At 68.3% G+C, this 15,167-nt stretch carries 18 protein-coding genes and 1 tRNA gene; 8 read left to right on the top strand and 11 right to left on the bottom strand.

The features are described 5' to 3' along the window. The first annotated feature begins 12 nt into the window (after nucleotides 1-12). From RH90_RS16405 to RH90_RS16415, 4 genes are all read left to right on the top strand, one after another. Nucleotides 13-98, top strand: a tRNA-Leu gene (locus RH90_RS16405). A gap of 119 nt (nucleotides 99-217) precedes the next feature. Then, nucleotides 218-397 carry a hypothetical protein gene (locus RH90_RS23535; protein ID WP_157134611.1) on the top strand — a complete coding sequence of 60 codons (180 nt, stop codon included), beginning with the start codon at nucleotides 218-220 and terminating at the stop codon, nucleotides 395-397. 135 nt (nucleotides 398-532) lie between these two features. Beyond that, a complete protein-coding gene (locus tag RH90_RS16410) occupies nucleotides 533-2,014 on the top strand; it encodes an ABC transporter substrate-binding protein (RefSeq protein ID WP_010187143.1) in 1,482 nt (493 codons plus the stop codon). Between the two features lie 24 nt (nucleotides 2,015-2,038). Continuing rightward, on the top strand, nucleotides 2,039-2,452 hold the full coding sequence (locus RH90_RS16415; RefSeq protein WP_010187145.1) for a DUF4112 domain-containing protein: 414 nt from the start codon (nucleotides 2,039-2,041) through the stop codon (nucleotides 2,450-2,452). Between the two features lie 18 nt (nucleotides 2,453-2,470). Here the strand turns inward: RH90_RS16415 and RH90_RS16420 are convergent, their stop codons facing one another. The 4 genes from RH90_RS16420 to RH90_RS16435 form a co-directional block, all read right to left on the bottom strand. Then, nucleotides 2,471-3,184 carry a ribonuclease T2 family protein gene (locus tag RH90_RS16420; protein ID WP_010187147.1) on the bottom strand — a complete coding sequence of 238 codons (714 nt, stop codon included), beginning with the start codon at nucleotides 3,182-3,184 and terminating at the stop codon, nucleotides 2,471-2,473. Then, the gene (locus RH90_RS16425) at nucleotides 3,181-3,606 is read right to left on the bottom strand and encodes a hypothetical protein (RefSeq protein WP_010187149.1); all 426 of its coding nucleotides are present in this window, start codon (nucleotides 3,604-3,606) and stop codon (nucleotides 3,181-3,183) included. Before RH90_RS16425 ends, RH90_RS16420 begins: the two co-directional genes overlap by 4 nt. A gap of 62 nt (nucleotides 3,607-3,668) precedes the next feature. Further along, complete coding sequence (nadC, locus tag RH90_RS16430) at nucleotides 3,669-4,514, bottom strand: carboxylating nicotinate-nucleotide diphosphorylase (RefSeq protein ID WP_010187151.1); 846 nt, start codon at nucleotides 4,512-4,514, stop codon at nucleotides 3,669-3,671. A gap of 85 nt (nucleotides 4,515-4,599) precedes the next feature. Then, a complete protein-coding gene (locus tag RH90_RS16435; protein ID WP_010187153.1) occupies nucleotides 4,600-4,848 on the bottom strand; it encodes a DUF6894 family protein in 249 nt (82 codons plus the stop codon). Nucleotides 4,849-5,095: 247 nt separating this feature from the next. Between RH90_RS16435 and RH90_RS16440 the strand changes: the two genes are divergently transcribed. After that, nucleotides 5,096-5,821 carry a Crp/Fnr family transcriptional regulator gene (locus RH90_RS16440; protein WP_010187155.1) on the top strand — a complete coding sequence of 242 codons (726 nt, stop codon included), beginning with the start codon at nucleotides 5,096-5,098 and terminating at the stop codon, nucleotides 5,819-5,821. 12 nt (nucleotides 5,822-5,833) lie between these two features. Here the strand turns inward: RH90_RS16440 and RH90_RS16445 are convergent, their stop codons facing one another. From RH90_RS16445 to RH90_RS16475, 7 genes are all read right to left on the bottom strand, one after another. After that, nucleotides 5,834-6,082 (bottom strand): DUF6894 family protein, encoded by a 249-nt coding sequence (locus tag RH90_RS16445; RefSeq protein WP_010187157.1) that lies wholly within the window; start codon nucleotides 6,080-6,082, stop codon nucleotides 5,834-5,836. A gap of 44 nt (nucleotides 6,083-6,126) precedes the next feature. Next, the gene (gene nadA / locus RH90_RS16450; RefSeq protein WP_010187159.1) at nucleotides 6,127-7,137 is read right to left on the bottom strand and encodes a quinolinate synthase NadA; all 1,011 of its coding nucleotides are present in this window, start codon (nucleotides 7,135-7,137) and stop codon (nucleotides 6,127-6,129) included. Between the two features lie 51 nt (nucleotides 7,138-7,188). Then, on the bottom strand, nucleotides 7,189-7,890 hold the full coding sequence (locus RH90_RS16455; RefSeq protein WP_232280374.1) for a hypothetical protein: 702 nt from the start codon (nucleotides 7,888-7,890) through the stop codon (nucleotides 7,189-7,191). A 175-nt stretch (nucleotides 7,891-8,065) separates the two neighbouring features. Then, nucleotides 8,066-8,749: a DUF4230 domain-containing protein gene (locus tag RH90_RS16460; RefSeq protein WP_010187163.1), complete on the bottom strand. Its 684-nt coding sequence runs from the start codon at nucleotides 8,747-8,749 to the stop codon at nucleotides 8,066-8,068. After that, nucleotides 8,746-9,615 carry an MBL fold metallo-hydrolase gene (locus RH90_RS16465; RefSeq protein WP_010187166.1) on the bottom strand — a complete coding sequence of 290 codons (870 nt, stop codon included), beginning with the start codon at nucleotides 9,613-9,615 and terminating at the stop codon, nucleotides 8,746-8,748. The genes RH90_RS16460 and RH90_RS16465 overlap by 4 nt, the downstream gene beginning before the upstream one ends. A 67-nt stretch (nucleotides 9,616-9,682) precedes the next feature. Then, nucleotides 9,683-11,413 (bottom strand): M56 family metallopeptidase, encoded by a 1,731-nt coding sequence (locus RH90_RS24620; protein WP_010187167.1) that lies wholly within the window; start codon nucleotides 11,411-11,413, stop codon nucleotides 9,683-9,685. Further along, nucleotides 11,410-11,778 carry a BlaI/MecI/CopY family transcriptional regulator gene (locus RH90_RS16475; protein WP_010187168.1) on the bottom strand — a complete coding sequence of 123 codons (369 nt, stop codon included), beginning with the start codon at nucleotides 11,776-11,778 and terminating at the stop codon, nucleotides 11,410-11,412. Before RH90_RS16475 ends, RH90_RS24620 begins: the two co-directional genes overlap by 4 nt. A gap of 116 nt (nucleotides 11,779-11,894) precedes the next feature. Between RH90_RS16475 and RH90_RS16480 the strand changes: the two genes are divergently transcribed. From RH90_RS16480 to RH90_RS16490, 3 genes are all read left to right on the top strand, one after another. Then, nucleotides 11,895-12,809, top strand: coding sequence for an SMP-30/gluconolactonase/LRE family protein (locus RH90_RS16480; RefSeq protein ID WP_010187169.1), 915 nt, complete (start codon nucleotides 11,895-11,897; stop codon nucleotides 12,807-12,809). A 145-nt stretch (nucleotides 12,810-12,954) separates the two neighbouring features. After that, nucleotides 12,955-14,352, top strand: a complete 1,398-nt coding sequence (locus RH90_RS16485) for a patatin-like phospholipase family protein (protein WP_010187170.1) — start codon at nucleotides 12,955-12,957, stop codon at nucleotides 14,350-14,352. A gap of 94 nt (nucleotides 14,353-14,446) precedes the next feature. Beyond that, complete coding sequence (locus RH90_RS16490; protein ID WP_010187172.1) at nucleotides 14,447-15,148, top strand: CoA transferase subunit A; 702 nt, start codon at nucleotides 14,447-14,449, stop codon at nucleotides 15,146-15,148. Nucleotides 15,149-15,167 lie beyond the last annotated feature (19 nt).

Genomic DNA, 15,167 nt, shown 5'->3' on the forward strand with positions numbered 1-15,167 from the left:
GTACGGCGCGATGCGGACGTGGCGAAATTGGTAGACGCACGGGACTTAAAATCCCTCGCCCTCAGGGTGTGCGGGTTCGAGTCCCGCCGTCCGCACCATTGGCGCGCTGGCATGCGGCAGAAGAGCGCCCCGCCCCCGCTCCTCGGCGCACGTCACCGCTCGACGCCATCCTCGGTCTCGCTTATGCTGCGAGTCTCTCATCTGTGAGGATCCGAAGATGCCAATGCCCGATGATGTGAACGCGGCACTCGAGCGCTTTCAGAACTTCCTCGGGCATTGCCCCGACGAACTCGTGGACGCCGCGAGCGGTTTCACGAAAAGCGATGGAATGCTGTTGGTCGGCGAAGTCGGATTGTCGCATGCGCACGACGAACTCGGCGAATATTCGATGGATTAGCCACGCGCTTCGGAGACCCGGTTCGATAGCCGATGCGCGGGCGTGTCGCTTGCAACGTCCGCAAAGCCTGGTCCCGTCGCGACTTTACCGGTCTGGGCGATGGCGCTTGCACGCGTCACATGGCAAGACAGGCCTATGCCCCCCGTCCGCCCCGTTCGTCCGACGAAGCACAAAGGCCTTCCCCTCGTCACGCTGCTCGCGCTCGCCGCCTGCACGCCGCGCGCCGATACCGGTCCGGTCGTGGTCGCTGCGATCGGCGGCGACCCGGTGCTTGCCGATCCCGCGCGTGGCCCGCTCGATACCCCCGCCCGTCTGATGCTCGACGCCACCGCCCAGGGTCTGGTGCGCTTCGACGCGACCGGTCAGGTCGAGCCCGGCATCGCCGAGCGCTGGAGCGTGATCGACAACGGCACGAGCTACATCTTCCGCCTGCGCGCGGGCGAATGGGCCGACGGCCAACCGGTCACCGCTGCGGAGGTCGTCACGCTGCTGCGCCGGCAACTCGCGCCGCGCTCGCGCAACGCATTGCGCCCCTTCCTCAGCGCGATCGACGAGATCGTCGAGATGACCCCCGAGGTCATCGAGATCCGCCTCAAGCGCCCGCGCCCCGATCTGCTCAAACTCTTCGCTCAGCCCGAACTCGCGCTCTTCCGCGTCCAGCCGCCGAGCGGCAGCGGCCCGTTCCGCGTGATCGCGCGGCAGCGGCGCAGCGTGCTGCTGCGCCCCGCGTTCGACCCCGCGCGCGCTGCCGACGACGATGCCGTCGAGCCCTCGCCCGCCGCCAACGTCCGCCTGATCGGCGAACGCGCCGCGCGCGCGATCGTCCGCTTCGAACGCGGCGAGGCGGCGCTCGTCAGCGGCGGCAGCTTCGACGATTGGCCGCTCGTGCTGGCGACGCAGATCGCGCCTGCCGCGCGCCGCTTCGACCCGGCGGCCGGATTGTTCGGGCTCGCCGTCGTCAACCGCAGCGGCGTGCTCGCCGATCCCGCCAATCGCGCGGCGATCGCGCGCACGATCGACCGCGCGGGCTTCACCGCCGCGATCGCGTCGGACTGGGAAGCCACAAGCCAGATCCTCCCCGAGCAGCTCGATTCGTCCGCCCCGCCCGCAGTGCCGAGCTGGTCGCAACCGCCGCCGGAGGACGAACCGACGCCGCGCGCACGGATCGAGCAATGGCGCACCGCCAACCCCGGCGAGATCCACCTCCGCGTCGCGCTGCCGACCGGCCCCGGCGGGACGATCCTGTTCGGCTATGTCGGTGCCGCGCTGCTGACGCTCGGCATCTATCCCGAGCGCGTCGCGCCCGACGCTGCGGCCGACCTGCGCTTGATCGACGCGGTCGCGCCCTATGACAGCGGTCGCTGGTATGTCGCGACGGCGTGCCAGCCGTGCAGCGAGGCCGCGACCAATGCGATCGAGGCGGCGCGCGAAGCCGATTCGCCGCGGCTGCGCGCGCAGCAGATCGCCGTCGCCGATGCGGCGCTGGCGAGCGACGTCGCGTTCATCCCGCTCGCGCGGCCGCTGCGCTGGTCACTGGTGGCTGCGGGGCTGAAGGCGTGGACCGGGAACTCGCGCGCCTGGCACCCGTTGAACCATCTCCGCAACGACCCCAATTGAGGTGACATGGCCAACACGTCTCGCATGACTCCGCCGCCCCTCGGGGCGTTCGCCGCTGGCTATGCCGGCAAGGATCCGGTCGCGGTGCGCAAGCGGATCGAGGCGATGGAGCATCTGCTCGAAGGCCTGTTCACGATTCCGGGGATCAATCGCAAGATCGGGCTCGACGTGATCCTCGATCTCATTCCGATCGGCGGCGACGTGGTCGGCGCGGCGATGGGCGCGTGGATGGTGTGGGAGGCGCGCAATCTCGGCATGTCGAAGCTGCAGATGGCGCGGATGTTCGGCAATGTCGGGATCGACTTCGTGCTCGGCGCGGTGCCGTTTGTCGGTGCGATCCCCGACCTGCTGTTCCGCTCGAACACGCGCAACCTGAAGCTCATCAAGCGCCATCTCGACAAGCATTACCCCGCGACCGCAGTGGTCGACGCAGGCTGAGCCAGCCCGCGGTGCGGGCTAGCGGTGCCCGCGCCAGATCTTGACGGCGGCGTCGCGGGTCAATCCGCCCGATCCGGGGGTGCAGCGCGCGTAAGCGAAGCTCTTGTCGAGACACAGCCACAGCTCGTCGAGCCAGCCCTTCTTGTTCGCCGTCACGCGCACCGCGTCCGCGGGAACCCCGGGGTTGACCGCCGCGAACGCCGCGGCGAACTGTCCGGCGGTCAGCGGGCGGCGCGACAGGCGATCCATGTCGGGATAGCGCAGCTTGCCGTAAAGGCCGTTCGAGCGCGCGAAATAGGCGGCAGGCGTGGTGCCCATGCAGGTGCCGTGCTTGGCCCATTCGTGCTGAAGCAACTGCGGCGACGGCGTCGCGCAGACGTGCTGCTTGATCAGCTCGGGCGCGAGCAGCGCGGTCGAGGTGCAATATTGCGGCCATTCCTGCCCGACACCATCGGGCCACAGCCCGTGCAGCGTGAAGCCGAAGCGATTGCTCCCGCCGCATTCGAAGCTCTTCGTCGCGTCATTGGCGTTGCCGTGGCAATATTCGGGCGCCCAGGTCAGCGCGAGCGTATAGCCGGTGATCGGGCGGACGCGCTGCGGCTGTTGCACCGTTGCGAGCTCGGGATGCGGGGTCGGCAGGCTCGCCGGCACCGCGCATTGCAGCGCCTGCGCGCTCGCCATGCCGGGCAGCATCAGCAGCGTCACGAGACAGGCTTTGGCGATGCGGATCATGCGGTGTCCTCCCCGAACCAGCGTTTGCTCTCGGGCTTGAACAATTGCCACACCGCGATTGCGTTGAGCACCCAGGCGATCACCGCGAGGATCCCGCCGGCACCATGTGGCATCGTTCCCTTGACCACCGCCGCCAGGAAGGTGAGCGCGCCGATCACGAAGAAGCCGGTGATGATCCACTTGGTGACCACCGAAGCCTGGCGCGCGGTGAAATACCAGAGCAACAGCGAAATCCCGATGCTCAGCGCGGTGACGCCGATGAGCATCGATTGCCCGAACGCGGGGCCCAGTTGCGCCGCCGCCGGCTGTTCGGCCATCCGCGCCATCGTAGCGGACCACGACATTGCGGTGTTGACCAACCCGACGACGAGGCCGCCGAGATAGCAGCGTTCGAACAGCACGATCGCGTGTGGACGCTCCACGAATCTTCCCCCCTGCAAAGCCCTTAGCCCAGACTAACGCCGCGGCGGGGCAGCGCAATGCCTCATCCCAGAGTGAAGTCGAGCCCGAGATCAGCCGCCGGCGCCGACTGGGTCAGCCGCCCGACGCTGATATAGCTGACCCCGGTCTCGGCGATCGCGCGGATCGTATCGCGCCGGACTCCACCCGACGCCTCGGTCGGAACGCGCCCGGCGACGAGCGCGACCGCCTCGCGCAGCACCGCCGGGCCCATATTGTCGAGCAACACGTGTGTCGCACCGGCGGCGAGCGCGGGTTCGATCTGCGCGAGCGTATCGACCTCGACGATGATCCGCGCGATCCCGGCGGCGACCGCGCGGGCGACCGCGGGACCGACACCGCCCGCAACCGCGACGTGATTGTCCTTGATCATCGCGGCGTCCCACAGCCCCATGCGGTGGTTGGTCGCCCCGCCCATCCGCGTCGCATATTTCTCGAGCATGCGCAGACCGGGGATCGTCTTGCGCGTATCGAGCAGCGTCGCGCCGGTCCCTGCGATCGCATCGACATAGTCGCGCGTCAGCGTCGCGATCCCCGAGAGATGCTGCACCGTGTTGAGCGCCGAGCGCTCGGCGGTGAGCATCGCGCGCGCCAGACCGTGGAGCCGCAGCACCGGGCTCCCTGCGGCGACGCGCGCGCCATCCTCGACCAGCCGCTCGAGTTCGACCGCGGGATCGAGTGCGCGGAAGAACGCCTCGGCGATCGGCAGCCCGGCGATGACGATCGCGTCGCGGCTGTCCATCACGCCGCTGAAACGCGCGTCGGCGGGAATCACCGCGGCCGAGGTGATGTCGCCGCCGGGCCCGAGATCCTCGGCGAGCGTGGCGGCGACAAAGGCGTCGAGGTCGAAGCGGTCGAGGGTGAAGCGCATGGCGGCCTCCGGCAGGCGGTGGGGAAAGCGCGCCGCTATAGAGCGCGCCGTGCGGTCATGCCAGGATTGCGCGCGTCCGCCGCGCTCAGCGGGGTTTCGGGATCAGCGCGACGGCGTCGGCAAACGACACTTCGAGCACCGTCGCGCCGCGCTCGTCCACGACGAACAAGCGCGTATCGAGATGGAGCACGCCGCCGATGGCGTCCTCGGCGATCAGCGCGCGCGCGATCGCCACGGCGCGCGATCGCAGCGATGTCGGATCGGCGATCTCGACACCTTCGGGGTCGATGAGCCGGTCACCCGCCTGATCGAGATGGAAATACCACCGAGGCATATACGCTCCTCGGGCAAGACAAGATAAAAACGCGTCTTGTCGGCGCCGCTGCCCATGAAGACGACGCTGCAAGGATCGTATCACGTCGTGGCGCACGCCACTATACCGAAGCATGGCGCTGACAATTATTATTGATATTTGATAGGTTAAAGCGAAACGACCTGGGCTAACGCGCGCGCTGGCAAGCCCCGCTACATCGGCCGAGGCGACAGTGCGATGCTTACGCTCCCGCCCCGGCGGAGGGCCAATGCAACTCGACCCCATTCTCGAGACGATCATCCGGCGGATCGCGTCGCGCGCGCGCGTTTCCGAGGAGGATCGGACTGCGATCCGCTCCTTGCCCTATTCCGCGCGGGCGATCGAACCCTCGAGCTATCTCGTCCGTGAGGGTGCGCAACCGAGCCGCTGCGCGTTCCTGCTGTCGGGGTTCTGCTATCGCCAAAAGCTCACCAGCGAAGGCGCGCGGCAGATCGTATCGATCGAAATCCCCGGCGAATTCATCGACCTGCACCATCTGTTTCTCACCGAATCGGACCATAACGTCCAGGCGCTGACCCGCGCGCATGTCGCCGAGATCGACGCGGCGGCATTGCGCGAGCTCGCGCTGACGCGACCCGCGATCGGCGCGGCGTTATGGATCGAGGCGCTGATCGGCGCGTCGATCTTCCGCGAATGGATCGTCAATGTCGGGCGGCGCGATGCGCACAGCCGCGTCGGGCATTTGCTGTGCGAACTCGCGGTCCGGCTGGATATCGCGAACGACACGACCAACCGGGCGTTCGACCTGCCGATGACGCAGGAGCAACTCGGCGATGCGGTCGGGCTGACCCCGGTCCATGTCAACCGCGTGCTCCGCGCGCTCGCCGCTCGCAACCTGATCTCACGCGACCGGCGGCAGATCTCGATCCTCGATTGGGACGCCTTGCGCGATGCGAGCGACTTCAATCCGCGCTATCTGCACCTGACCGCCTGACGCGCTCTGCGCTCAGGCCGCGACCGGATCGAGTTCGACCGTGCCGGCGACGTGGACGGTGAAGAGCCGTTCTCCCGCGGCATCGTCGACCTCGATATCGAACGCGACCTCGGTCCGGCCGTCGCGAAGATCCGCAGTGAGGATCTCGCCCGCGGCGTCGGCGGCGCGCGATCGCGCGAGGCCGGGCGAGGCCAGATCCGACCCGACCTCATCCCGCACGTAGGAGGTCTGATTTTGGACATGGAAGAAGTAGCGCGACATGCCGGAAAATTACCATGCCGGCGCCGAGCTTTCCATAAACTCAATCAGTCGCCGCTGACACGCACTGGGCCAAGATCGCCCATCCCGACCGTTCCGCTCGCCATCGCGAGCATCGCGTCGAGGCTCTTCTTGGCCTGCAGCCGCAGCCCTTCCTCGATCTCGACGCGCGGGGTCAGGTCGCGCAGCGCGAGGTAGAGCTTCTCCATCGTGTTGAGCGCCATGTACGGGCAGATGTTGCAGTTGCAATTGCCGTCGGCGCCGGGCGCGCCGATGAAATTCTTGGTCGGCGCGGCCTTCTGCATCTGGTGGATGATGTGCGGCTCGGTCGCGACGATCAGCGTGTCGCCGGGCATCGTGTCGGCGAAGGCGAGGATCCCGCTGGTCGAGCCGACATAATCGGCATGGTCGAGGATGTAAGGCGGGCATTCGGGATGCGCCGCGATCGGCGCGCCCGGATATTGCAGCTGGAGCTTGAGCAGCTCGGTTTCGCTGAACGCCTCGTGGACGATGCACACGCCCGGCCACAGCAGCATCTCGCGCCCCGTCTTGCGCGCCAGATAGCCGCCGAGATTCTTGTCGGGGCCGAAGATGATCTTCTGGTCGAGCGGGATCTGGCTGAGGATCTTCTCGGCCGACGAGCTCGTCACGATGACGTCGCTCAGCGCCTTCACCTCGGTCGAGCAGTTGATATAGGTCAGCGCGATGTGATCGGGATGCGCCGCGCGGAACGCCGCGAACGTGTCGGGCGGACAGCTGTCCTCGAGCGAGCAGCCGGCATCCATGTCGGGCAGCACGACGATCTTGTCGGGGCTGAGGATCTTGGCGGTCTCGGCCATAAAGCGCACGCCGCAGAAGGCGATGACGTCGGCGTCGGTCGCCGCGGCCTTCTTCGACAGATCGAGGCTGTCGCCGACGAAGTCCGCCAGATCCTGGATCTCGGGCTTTTGATAGTAATGCGCGAGGATCACGGCGTTGCGTTCGGTCCGCAGCCGGTCGATCTCGGCGCGCAGATCTACTCCCGTCAGGCTCCCGCCGATCCCGTTGCGCGCGTCCATAGTCAGATCCTCGTCGTGGAGGCTGTCAAATGGACGCGGGCGCGCGCAGGATCAAGGCATTCCGGGGAATGGCGGGAAAGCATAGCCTGGCACCGCCGCGGCCGGCGACCCGGCGACGGTCAGCGCATAGAGCGTCGCGCCGAGCGCGCTGAAGGTGATCAGCTCGATCAGCACGGTCGATGCGAGGATCGTGCCGATCCCCCACCACCAGGCGGGATGCACGCCGCCCGACCGGCGGATATCGGCGACGACGCCGATCAGCGGGAAGACCAGCACCGCCGCCACATCGACTTCATAGGCATAGGGGATGAGCAGCGGCATCGGCAGCAGCCGCCCCAGCGCCGGCCCGACGAGCAGCGCCATCCCGCAATAATGCAGCCGGCGGTGCCACTGCGTCGCGCGCCGCAGCACGATCGCCGCCGCGGTGAGCCCCGCAAAGGTGAGCACGACGACGGGATCGAGCACGAGGAACTGGACGGGCAGGAAGAAGAACGGCGCATGGCCGATCCGGATCAGCCGGATCGTGACGAGCGTGCCGAGCACGACCATCGCGACAACCCAGCCCGTCGCGACCCAGCCGAGCCGCCGGTGCAGCGCGATCGAACCCCGCGTAGCGAGAATGTTCTGCGCGACGTACAGCACGACCCATCCCATGAAGACGAGCGCATGCGCATGGACGATCGGCGGCGAACCGAAGCTCGACCGCCCCAGTGCGAGACTGAGCGAAAAGCCGGCGAAAATCGTCGCCGCCATGACAAATGCCATAACGAGAAAGAAACGATCGTCGTTTCTGACGCCTACGATCGGCTCCGCAACACTTGCCATGCTCACCCCCCGATGAATACGAATCGTGGAATGGCCTTAGCACAGTCGGGCGATCGGGACACGGCGCTTGTCCTTTGCCGGAAGCAATTTTTCGAGCCGATGTTCACGAGCGATTGGCGAGCACCTCGGCGATCGACTTGGTCGTATCCCATATTTCGCTGCTGTCCTTCGCCTCGTCGGCGAAGCGTACCTTAACCGTCGCATCGAATCCCGCGGCGCGCAGCGGCAGCGCGAAGCTGCGTTCGACCGCGCGACGCGTGGCGTCACGCGCGAGCCGGATCGGCACCGCACCGTTCGCCTGGCGCACCAGTTCGCGCTGCCCGGCGGCGCGATTGGCCGCTTCGAGCTTGGCGTCGGCATCGGTGATCGTCGACAGGATGCCGCCCTCGCCATATTCGCGGATCTGCGTCAGGTCGATCTGCGGCGGCGACGCCTCGACCGCGGGCAGCACGACGCCGAGCGTCCTGGTGCCGGCGTCCCACGTCACGTCGCGCGCGCTCAACTTGCCCATATCGACATGATATTCGACGAGGCCCGGCATGATCAGCGTCTTCTTCGCCTGCAGCCCGAATTGCGACTGGGTCGAGGTCGACACCGCGACGAAGCGCGCGGCGAACGCCGAGAGCCGGTTCTGCTCGCGCAGGCCTTCGAGCGATCCGCTCGCGATCGTCACCGGATCGGGCCCGGCGAGCCGGTGCTCGACCAGCGCGCCGATGCCCCACACCAGACCGAGCACGAACAGCGCGATCAGCGCCAGCGCAGCGGCGAACTTGCCGATGAAGCTCATACGGTCAGCCTCCAGATGCCGCCCCGCTCGGCGGCGCGCGCGCGGCCGCGCAGGTCGATCAGGTGCGCGAGCACCGAGCGCTCGGCGGCGGGAAACAGCCGCGGATCGATCCCGACATACATCCGCGCGACCATCTCCGCGATCGTCGCGGGCGTCTCGCGCAAGCCCCGCAGGATCTGCCCCTCGCGCTGCTTGCGATGCCCGAGCATCCCACGCACCAGCCGCTGCGGGTTCGCCACCGGGTCGCCGTGCGCTGGGTAATACATGGGTTCGGTGCGTCCGAGCAGCTTTTCGAGGCTCGCCATATAGGCGGTCATGTTGCCGTCGGGCGGCGAGACGATGCTCGTCGACCAGCCCATCACATGATCGCCGCTGAACAGCGCGCCTGCGCCGTCCTGCGCCTCGGGCAGGACGAAGGCGAGATGGTTCGAGGTGTGGCCGGGCGTGGCGAGCGCGGTGAGCGTCCACCCCGCCCCGCCGATGCTGTCGCCTTCGGCAAGTACGCGGTCGGGGGCATAGTCGCGATCGAACGACGCATCGCCGCGAATCCCGGCATCGTCGAGCGCGAGCGGCGCGCAACCGACGATCGGCGCGCCGGTCGCGCGGGCGAGCGGGCGCGACCCCGGGCTGTGGTCGCGGTGGGTATGCGTGATGACGATCGCGCACACCGGCCGGCCGCCGATCGCGGCGACGATCGCCGCGACGTGATCGGGATCGTCGGGCCCGGGGTCGATCACCGCGAGATCGGTCGTGCCGACGAGATGCACTTGCGTGCCGGTATGCGTGAAGGGCGATGGATTGGGCGCGAGCAGGCGGGCGACGCGGGGCTCGAGCTGCTCGGGCACGCCGGGGATTTGCTCGCTCATCGCGCCGAAATGGCGGGTCGCGCCGGCGAAGGCAAGGGCGCGCCCCGTCGTGGCGTGCGGCGGTTGCCTAATTGGCGTGCGCCAGATCCGCTTCGAGCTCGGCGAGCGCGGTATTGATTCCGGCAAGCGCGCGCGCGCGTTGCGCGGCCGACATCGCCTCTGCCGCCATGACGTTCGCGCGCGACCGGCGCAGACCGTCGAGCGCATGGGCATAGGCATCGCGCTGCAGCGTCTTGCTGTTCGCCGCCAGCGCGGCGCCGCGGGCCTTGGCGGCGGCGATCCGGTCGCTGCAGATAATGATCCGCTGCCGGTCGGCGGCGCGTTCCCGGATCACCATCCTCGCGTCTGGCCCATGCGAGCCGCAGGTGCGCGCGACGACGTGCGGCGTCGGCGGCACGGCGGGTATGGGGGGCACGGGGGGCACGGGCGGCATCGACGGCATAGGCGCGATTTCGCCGACCAGCGTCGAACTGCCGTCGCGGTTCAGCTTCACGTAGCGACCATAGCGGACGATGCGCTTGCCATCCTTGGTCACCGTCACCGTCATCGTGGTGCTGCCCCGGCCGGGTGCAGCCTCGGCGAGCGCCGGCGCTTCGGGCGGCACGGGCGGCGCGGGCGGCGCGGGCGGCGCGGGCGGCGTCGGATCGCCGCCGTTCGACGGTGACAGCGGCGGCTCGGGCGCGGGCGGCAGCCCCGGACCGGCAGCATCCGACGCTTCGATACGCACACGCGGGCGTGGCGCCGGCCGTGCCGGCACGGCGGGGATCGCGGCAGCAGCGGGCGCAGGCGCCGCGGCGGCCTGATCGAGCGCGGCGAGATCGACCCCGGTCGCGTTCTCGACAGTGCTGCGCACTTTGGCGGCAGCGGCGGCGCCCGAAGCGGTCAGCCCGAGCCCGCCCGCGCCGAGCAGGGCGAGCATCCCCGCCCCCGCGATCAGCCGGGCGCGCGAAGTCCTGGTCGTGGTCAGCATCCGCAGTCTCCCTTTCAGATCATCGATCGTGTGGAGGTGACAGGTCGCCGCGACCGTGCCGCCCATGAAGCTCGGATGCGCCGCCTTCAGGATCGCGCAGGCATAGGTGTGGCGGCGCATCGGGTTCATGCCCGCGAGCACGCGCGCGTCGTTGGCGATCTCCTGGTCGGCGCGGAACGCGCGAAACGCGCGCCACGCGATCGGGTTGAACCAGTGGAACGCCAGCACGACGAGCGCGACCCAATTGGCAAGCAGGTCGCCGCGCGCGTGGTGGCCGAGTTCATGGGCAAGCGCGAGGTCGCGCTCCTCGGCCTCGAACCGCTCGGCGAAATCGCGCGGGAAGGCGACATAGCGTCGCACGACGCCGAAGGCGAGCGGCCCGGTCGCGGCGCTCGTCTCGATCACACGGATGCCCTGTAGCGCGGCGTGCGGCGCCGCCGCGTCGAGCAGCCGCCGACAGAAACGGTGATGCGACACCGTATGCCACACGAGAAACGCCACGGTCCCGCCGATCCACAGCGCGGCGATCGCCGGTGCGATCCACCCCGTCGTCGGGCTCGTCGCGACGACGCTTTCGACGCCGGGGTCGACCAGCAAGACGCCGACCTGCTCGCTTACCCGCAACATCGGCGCGACTGCGGCTTCGTGCCACGCGCTCGGCAGCGGCGGCAGCGCGAGCCGCAACACCGGGAGCAGCCACAGCGCATAGGCGACGTCTGCGCCGAACGCCTTGCGCACCGGCCGCCGCAGCAGCAGCACCGCGACCATCAACACGCTCGAGGCGACCAGCGCCTCGACCAGCCAGCTTGGCGAGATCCACTCGGTCATGGCTTGAGCTCCTTCAGGAGGGCTTCGATCTCGGCGATATCCTGCGCGGTCAGCGCGTCGCGGTCGGCAAGATGCGCGACGAGCGGACTGAGCTTGCCACCGAACAGCCGGTCCATCAACTTGCGCGATTCGCCCGCGACATAATCCTCGCGCTTGACCAGTGGCCGATACAGATAGCGCCGGCCGTCCTGTTCATGCCCGATGATGCTCTTCGCGAGCAATCGCCCGAGCAAGGTCTTGACGGTATTGGCGCTCCAGTCGCGCGTCGCCGGAATACGCTCGGCCACGTCTTGCGCGGTGAGCGGACTTTCGTCCCATAACACTTCCATTACGGCATGTTCGGCGTCGCTGATGCGTTCGGTCACGAGTCGCTCTCTGTACTGACTACGTGTGTAATCATATCGTTTACGTCTGTAGTCAAGTGCTGGCTTGCCCGCCCTCGCAGGTCCGATAGGCTGCCCGAAAACAGAGGAGCGGAGCGATGACCTTCACCACCCTGGCGACCGGGCTGCGCTTTCCCGAAGGCCCGGTCGCGATGCCCGACGGCAGCGTTATCCTGGTCGAGATCGAAGCGGGCCGCATCACGCGCGTTCATCCCGACGGCACCAAGACGACGGTCGCCGAGCCTGGCGGCGGACCCAACGGCCTTGCGATCGGCCCCGACGGCAAGCTCTATTGCTGCAACAATGGCGGCTTCGAGTATGTCGAGACGCCGAGCGGCCTGCTCGTCCCGCACGGCCAGCCCGCCGATTATTCGGGCGGGCGGATCGAACGGATCGACATCGACACCGGCGAAGTCGAGGTGCTTTACAAGGACGGCGATTTCCATTGCTCGCTGCGCGGCCCCAACGATATCGTGTTCGACGATGCCGGCGGTTTCTGGTTTACCGACCACGGCAAGACCCGCGCGCGCGAGCGCGATGTCACCGGCATCTTCTATTCGCACGCCGACGGGCGGCACCTCGCCGAGGTGATCTTCCCGAGCGAGAACCCCAATGGCGTGGGCCTCTCGCCCGACGGCAAGCGGCTCTACGTCGCCGAGACCTATACTTGCCGGCTGATGGCGTTCGACATCACCGCCCCCGGCGAGGTCGATCCGACCGCCGGGCTCGGCGGCCCCGGCATTCCGCTCTACCGCCCCGCCGGGTACAAATTCTTCGATTCGCTCGGTGTCGAGGCATGCGGCAACATCTGCGTCGCGACGATCGGCGAGAGCGGAATCTCGGTCATCTCGCCGGGCGGCGAGCTCGTCGATTTCGTGGCCACGCCCGACCCGTTCACCACCAACATCTGCTGGGGTGGCCCCGACATGCGCACCGCCTATATCACGCTGTCGGGCACCGGACAGCTCGTCAGCATGGAATGGCCGCGGCCGGGTCTGCGGCTGGCCTACTGACGTCGCGCCATTGCGGACGCGTCTCCCCGGCAGGCGGCCCGCATCTCGTGTATCGTCGGATGCGTAGCGAAATCCTGCGTTTGGGCGTAGGGTGCGGCAGGGCGTCGGGTTCCGACCGAGCGCCCTGGCGATTCGGGGGCGGATCATGCGCACATGGATATCGGTCTGGACGACGATCCTCGCCGCGGCATGTCTCGGGGCCTGCTCGCTCCCCCGCCCCGCCGCGCGCGCGGGGTGCGACTTTGCGGCGACGCCGATCCGCGTTTCGGAAATCGACGCGCATGCGATTGCCACGGCGCGGAGCAGAGGCCTCGCGCCCGAACCGGCGCAGGACGACTTTGCCGCGGCGATGCGCGCGGCGGTGCAGCGCCGGCCGCAGACCCCGCTGCTTACCGCACAACCGGACGGCGATCGCTATCTCATCCTCAGCGGCGGCAGCCAGCACGGCGCGTTCGGCGCGGGGCTGTTCTACGCGATGGCGCAGCACGGCGGCATCCCCGAGTATAAGATCGTCACCGGCGTCAGCACCGGGGCCTTACAGAGCACCTTCCTGTTCCTCGCCAATCAGGAGACCGGCGGCGGCACTTATGGCTGGGTCGACGGGCCGATGGCCGGGGTGGTGACGCCGGGGCAAAGCAACCCGGGCGACCTCGTGCTCGCCTATTCGATCGCGAGCGAGGGCGATCTGCTCAAGCCGACCGGCGGCGGCGGGCTGCTCGCCGCGCTCCGCCATGGCTCGACCGACACCTTCGCGCCGCTGCGCGCGCGACTCGAGGCCGCGATCACCCCCAAGCTGCTGCGCGAAGTCGGCGAGCAATATCTCGCGGGGCGGTCGTTGTTCATCGGAGTCGGCAATGTCGACGACGGCACCGGCTATGCGATCGATCTGACCCGGCTGGCGCAGCGCACGCTGTCGCCCGGCGCCGACGTGACCCTGATCAAGGGCTGCTATATCGACGCGCTGCTGGCGTCGTCATCGGTGCCGCCCGGCGTACCGCCCGTGTCGCTGCAATTCGCCGGCACCGATCCGGCGGCGGCCGACCTGTTCGTCGATGGCGGGACGCGCGACGGCGTGTTCGTCCAGGATGCGCTGGCAGGGCTCGAGGGGCGCGCCGAGGGCGGGCGCGTCACGGTCATCGTCAACGGTGCGCTCTATCAGGCGCCCTGGCTCGAGAAAGGCGAACGCGTGCGCAAATGGTCGGCGGTGACGCTCGGGCTGCGCGCGGTCGATATGCTCGAGAACCAGGTCTATCGCTTTTCGGTCGCGCAGGCCGAGCAGTTCGGCGTGGCCAAGGGCGGTCTGCTGATGGCCTATATCGGCACCGAGGGGCTCGCGCCCGGTGCCGAGCCGCCCGGTGCGCATCTGTTCCGCGGCAAGAGCTGCGATGCCTGGAGCCAGCAGGACAGCGCCGCGGGGGCGCAGCAATTCCATCCGAACTACATGGCCTGCCTGATCGACTATGGCGAGCAGCGCGGGGCTGGCGGCGCCGGCGGCGTCTGGAACCACGACATTGCCCGGCCGCTGATGGTCGCCGCGCCGTGAGGGACAGTGGGGGCGGTGCGTCTGCGCGCGGAGATTGACCCGATTTCATGGGAATGCTTAAGCACCGGACGCCCCCAGGCCTTCGGAGATCGCCATGCAGAAGCTATTCCCAACCGCCGCCGCCGCGCTCGATGGGCTGCTGCATGACGGCATGACGATCTGCGCGGGCGGGTTCGGCCTGTGCGGCATCCCCGAGCGGCTGATCGACGCCATCCGCGACGCCGGCACCACGGACCTGACGATCGCCAGCAACAATGCCGGAATCGACGGCGAAGGGCTCGGCAAGCTGCTCCGCACGCGCCAGGTCAGGAAGATGATCTCGTCGTACGTCGGCGAGAACAAGGAATTCGAGCGGCAATATCTGTCGGGCGAGCTCGAGGTCGAATTCTGCCCGCAGGGCACGCTCGCCGAGCGTTGCCGCGCGGGCGGCGCGGGGATCCCCGGCTTCTACACCAAGACCGGTGTCGGCACGCTCGTCGCCGAGGGCAAGGAAGTGAAGACGTTCGACGGCGAGGAATTCATCCTCGAACGCGGCATCCGCGCCGATCTGTCGATCATCAAGGGCTGGAAGGCCGACGAGAGCGGCAACCTCATCTTCCGCAAGACCGCGCGCAACTTCAACGCGCCGATGGCGACCGCGGGGAAGATCTGCGTCGCCGAGGTCGAGGAGGTGGTGCCGGTCGGCTCGCTCGATCCCGACTGCATCCATCTGCCGGGTATCTATGTGAAGCGGATGATCGTCGGCAGCCCGTACGACAAGCGCATCGAATTCCGCACCGTCCGCGAGGCGGCGTGACTGGCGGACGCTTGGCAAG

Origin of the sequence: Sphingomonas sp. PAMC 26605, from assembly GCF_000241485.1 — a bacterium.
GTDB lineage: Bacteria > Pseudomonadota > Alphaproteobacteria > Sphingomonadales > Sphingomonadaceae > Sphingomonas.

Excerpts from the sequence above, each read along its gene's own strand:
- RH90_RS23535 (WP_157134611.1), top strand. The coding sequence starts at position 218 with ATGCCAATGCCCGATGATGTGAACGCGGCACTCGAGCGCTTTCAGAAC.
- RH90_RS16410 (WP_010187143.1), top strand. The coding sequence starts at position 533 with ATGCCCCCCGTCCGCCCCGTTCGTCCGACGAAGCACAAAGGCCTTCCC.
- RH90_RS16415 (WP_010187145.1), top strand. The coding sequence starts at position 2,039 with ATGACTCCGCCGCCCCTCGGGGCGTTCGCCGCTGGCTATGCCGGCAAG.
- RH90_RS16420 (WP_010187147.1), bottom strand. The coding sequence starts at position 3,184 with ATGATCCGCATCGCCAAAGCCTGTCTCGTGACGCTGCTGATGCTGCCC.
- nadC (WP_010187151.1), bottom strand. The coding sequence starts at position 4,514 with ATGCGCTTCACCCTCGACCGCTTCGACCTCGACGCCTTTGTCGCCGCC.
- RH90_RS16435 (WP_010187153.1), bottom strand. The coding sequence starts at position 4,848 with ATGCCTCGGTGGTATTTCCATCTCGATCAGGCGGGTGACCGGCTCATC.
- RH90_RS16440 (WP_010187155.1), top strand. The coding sequence starts at position 5,096 with ATGCAACTCGACCCCATTCTCGAGACGATCATCCGGCGGATCGCGTCG.
- RH90_RS16445 (WP_010187157.1), bottom strand. The coding sequence starts at position 6,082 with ATGTCGCGCTACTTCTTCCATGTCCAAAATCAGACCTCCTACGTGCGG.
- nadA (WP_010187159.1), bottom strand. The coding sequence starts at position 7,137 with ATGGACGCGCGCAACGGGATCGGCGGGAGCCTGACGGGAGTAGATCTG.
- RH90_RS16455 (WP_232280374.1), bottom strand. The coding sequence starts at position 7,890 with ATGGCGGCGACGATTTTCGCCGGCTTTTCGCTCAGTCTCGCACTGGGG.
- RH90_RS16460 (WP_010187163.1), bottom strand. The coding sequence starts at position 8,749 with ATGAGCTTCATCGGCAAGTTCGCCGCTGCGCTGGCGCTGATCGCGCTG.
- RH90_RS16465 (WP_010187166.1), bottom strand. The coding sequence starts at position 9,615 with ATGAGCGAGCAAATCCCCGGCGTGCCCGAGCAGCTCGAGCCCCGCGTC.
- RH90_RS24620 (WP_010187167.1), bottom strand. The coding sequence starts at position 11,413 with ATGACCGAGTGGATCTCGCCAAGCTGGCTGGTCGAGGCGCTGGTCGCC.
- RH90_RS16480 (WP_010187169.1), top strand. The coding sequence starts at position 11,895 with ATGACCTTCACCACCCTGGCGACCGGGCTGCGCTTTCCCGAAGGCCCG.
- RH90_RS16485 (WP_010187170.1), top strand. The coding sequence starts at position 12,955 with ATGCGCACATGGATATCGGTCTGGACGACGATCCTCGCCGCGGCATGT.
- RH90_RS16490 (WP_010187172.1), top strand. The coding sequence starts at position 14,447 with ATGCAGAAGCTATTCCCAACCGCCGCCGCCGCGCTCGATGGGCTGCTG.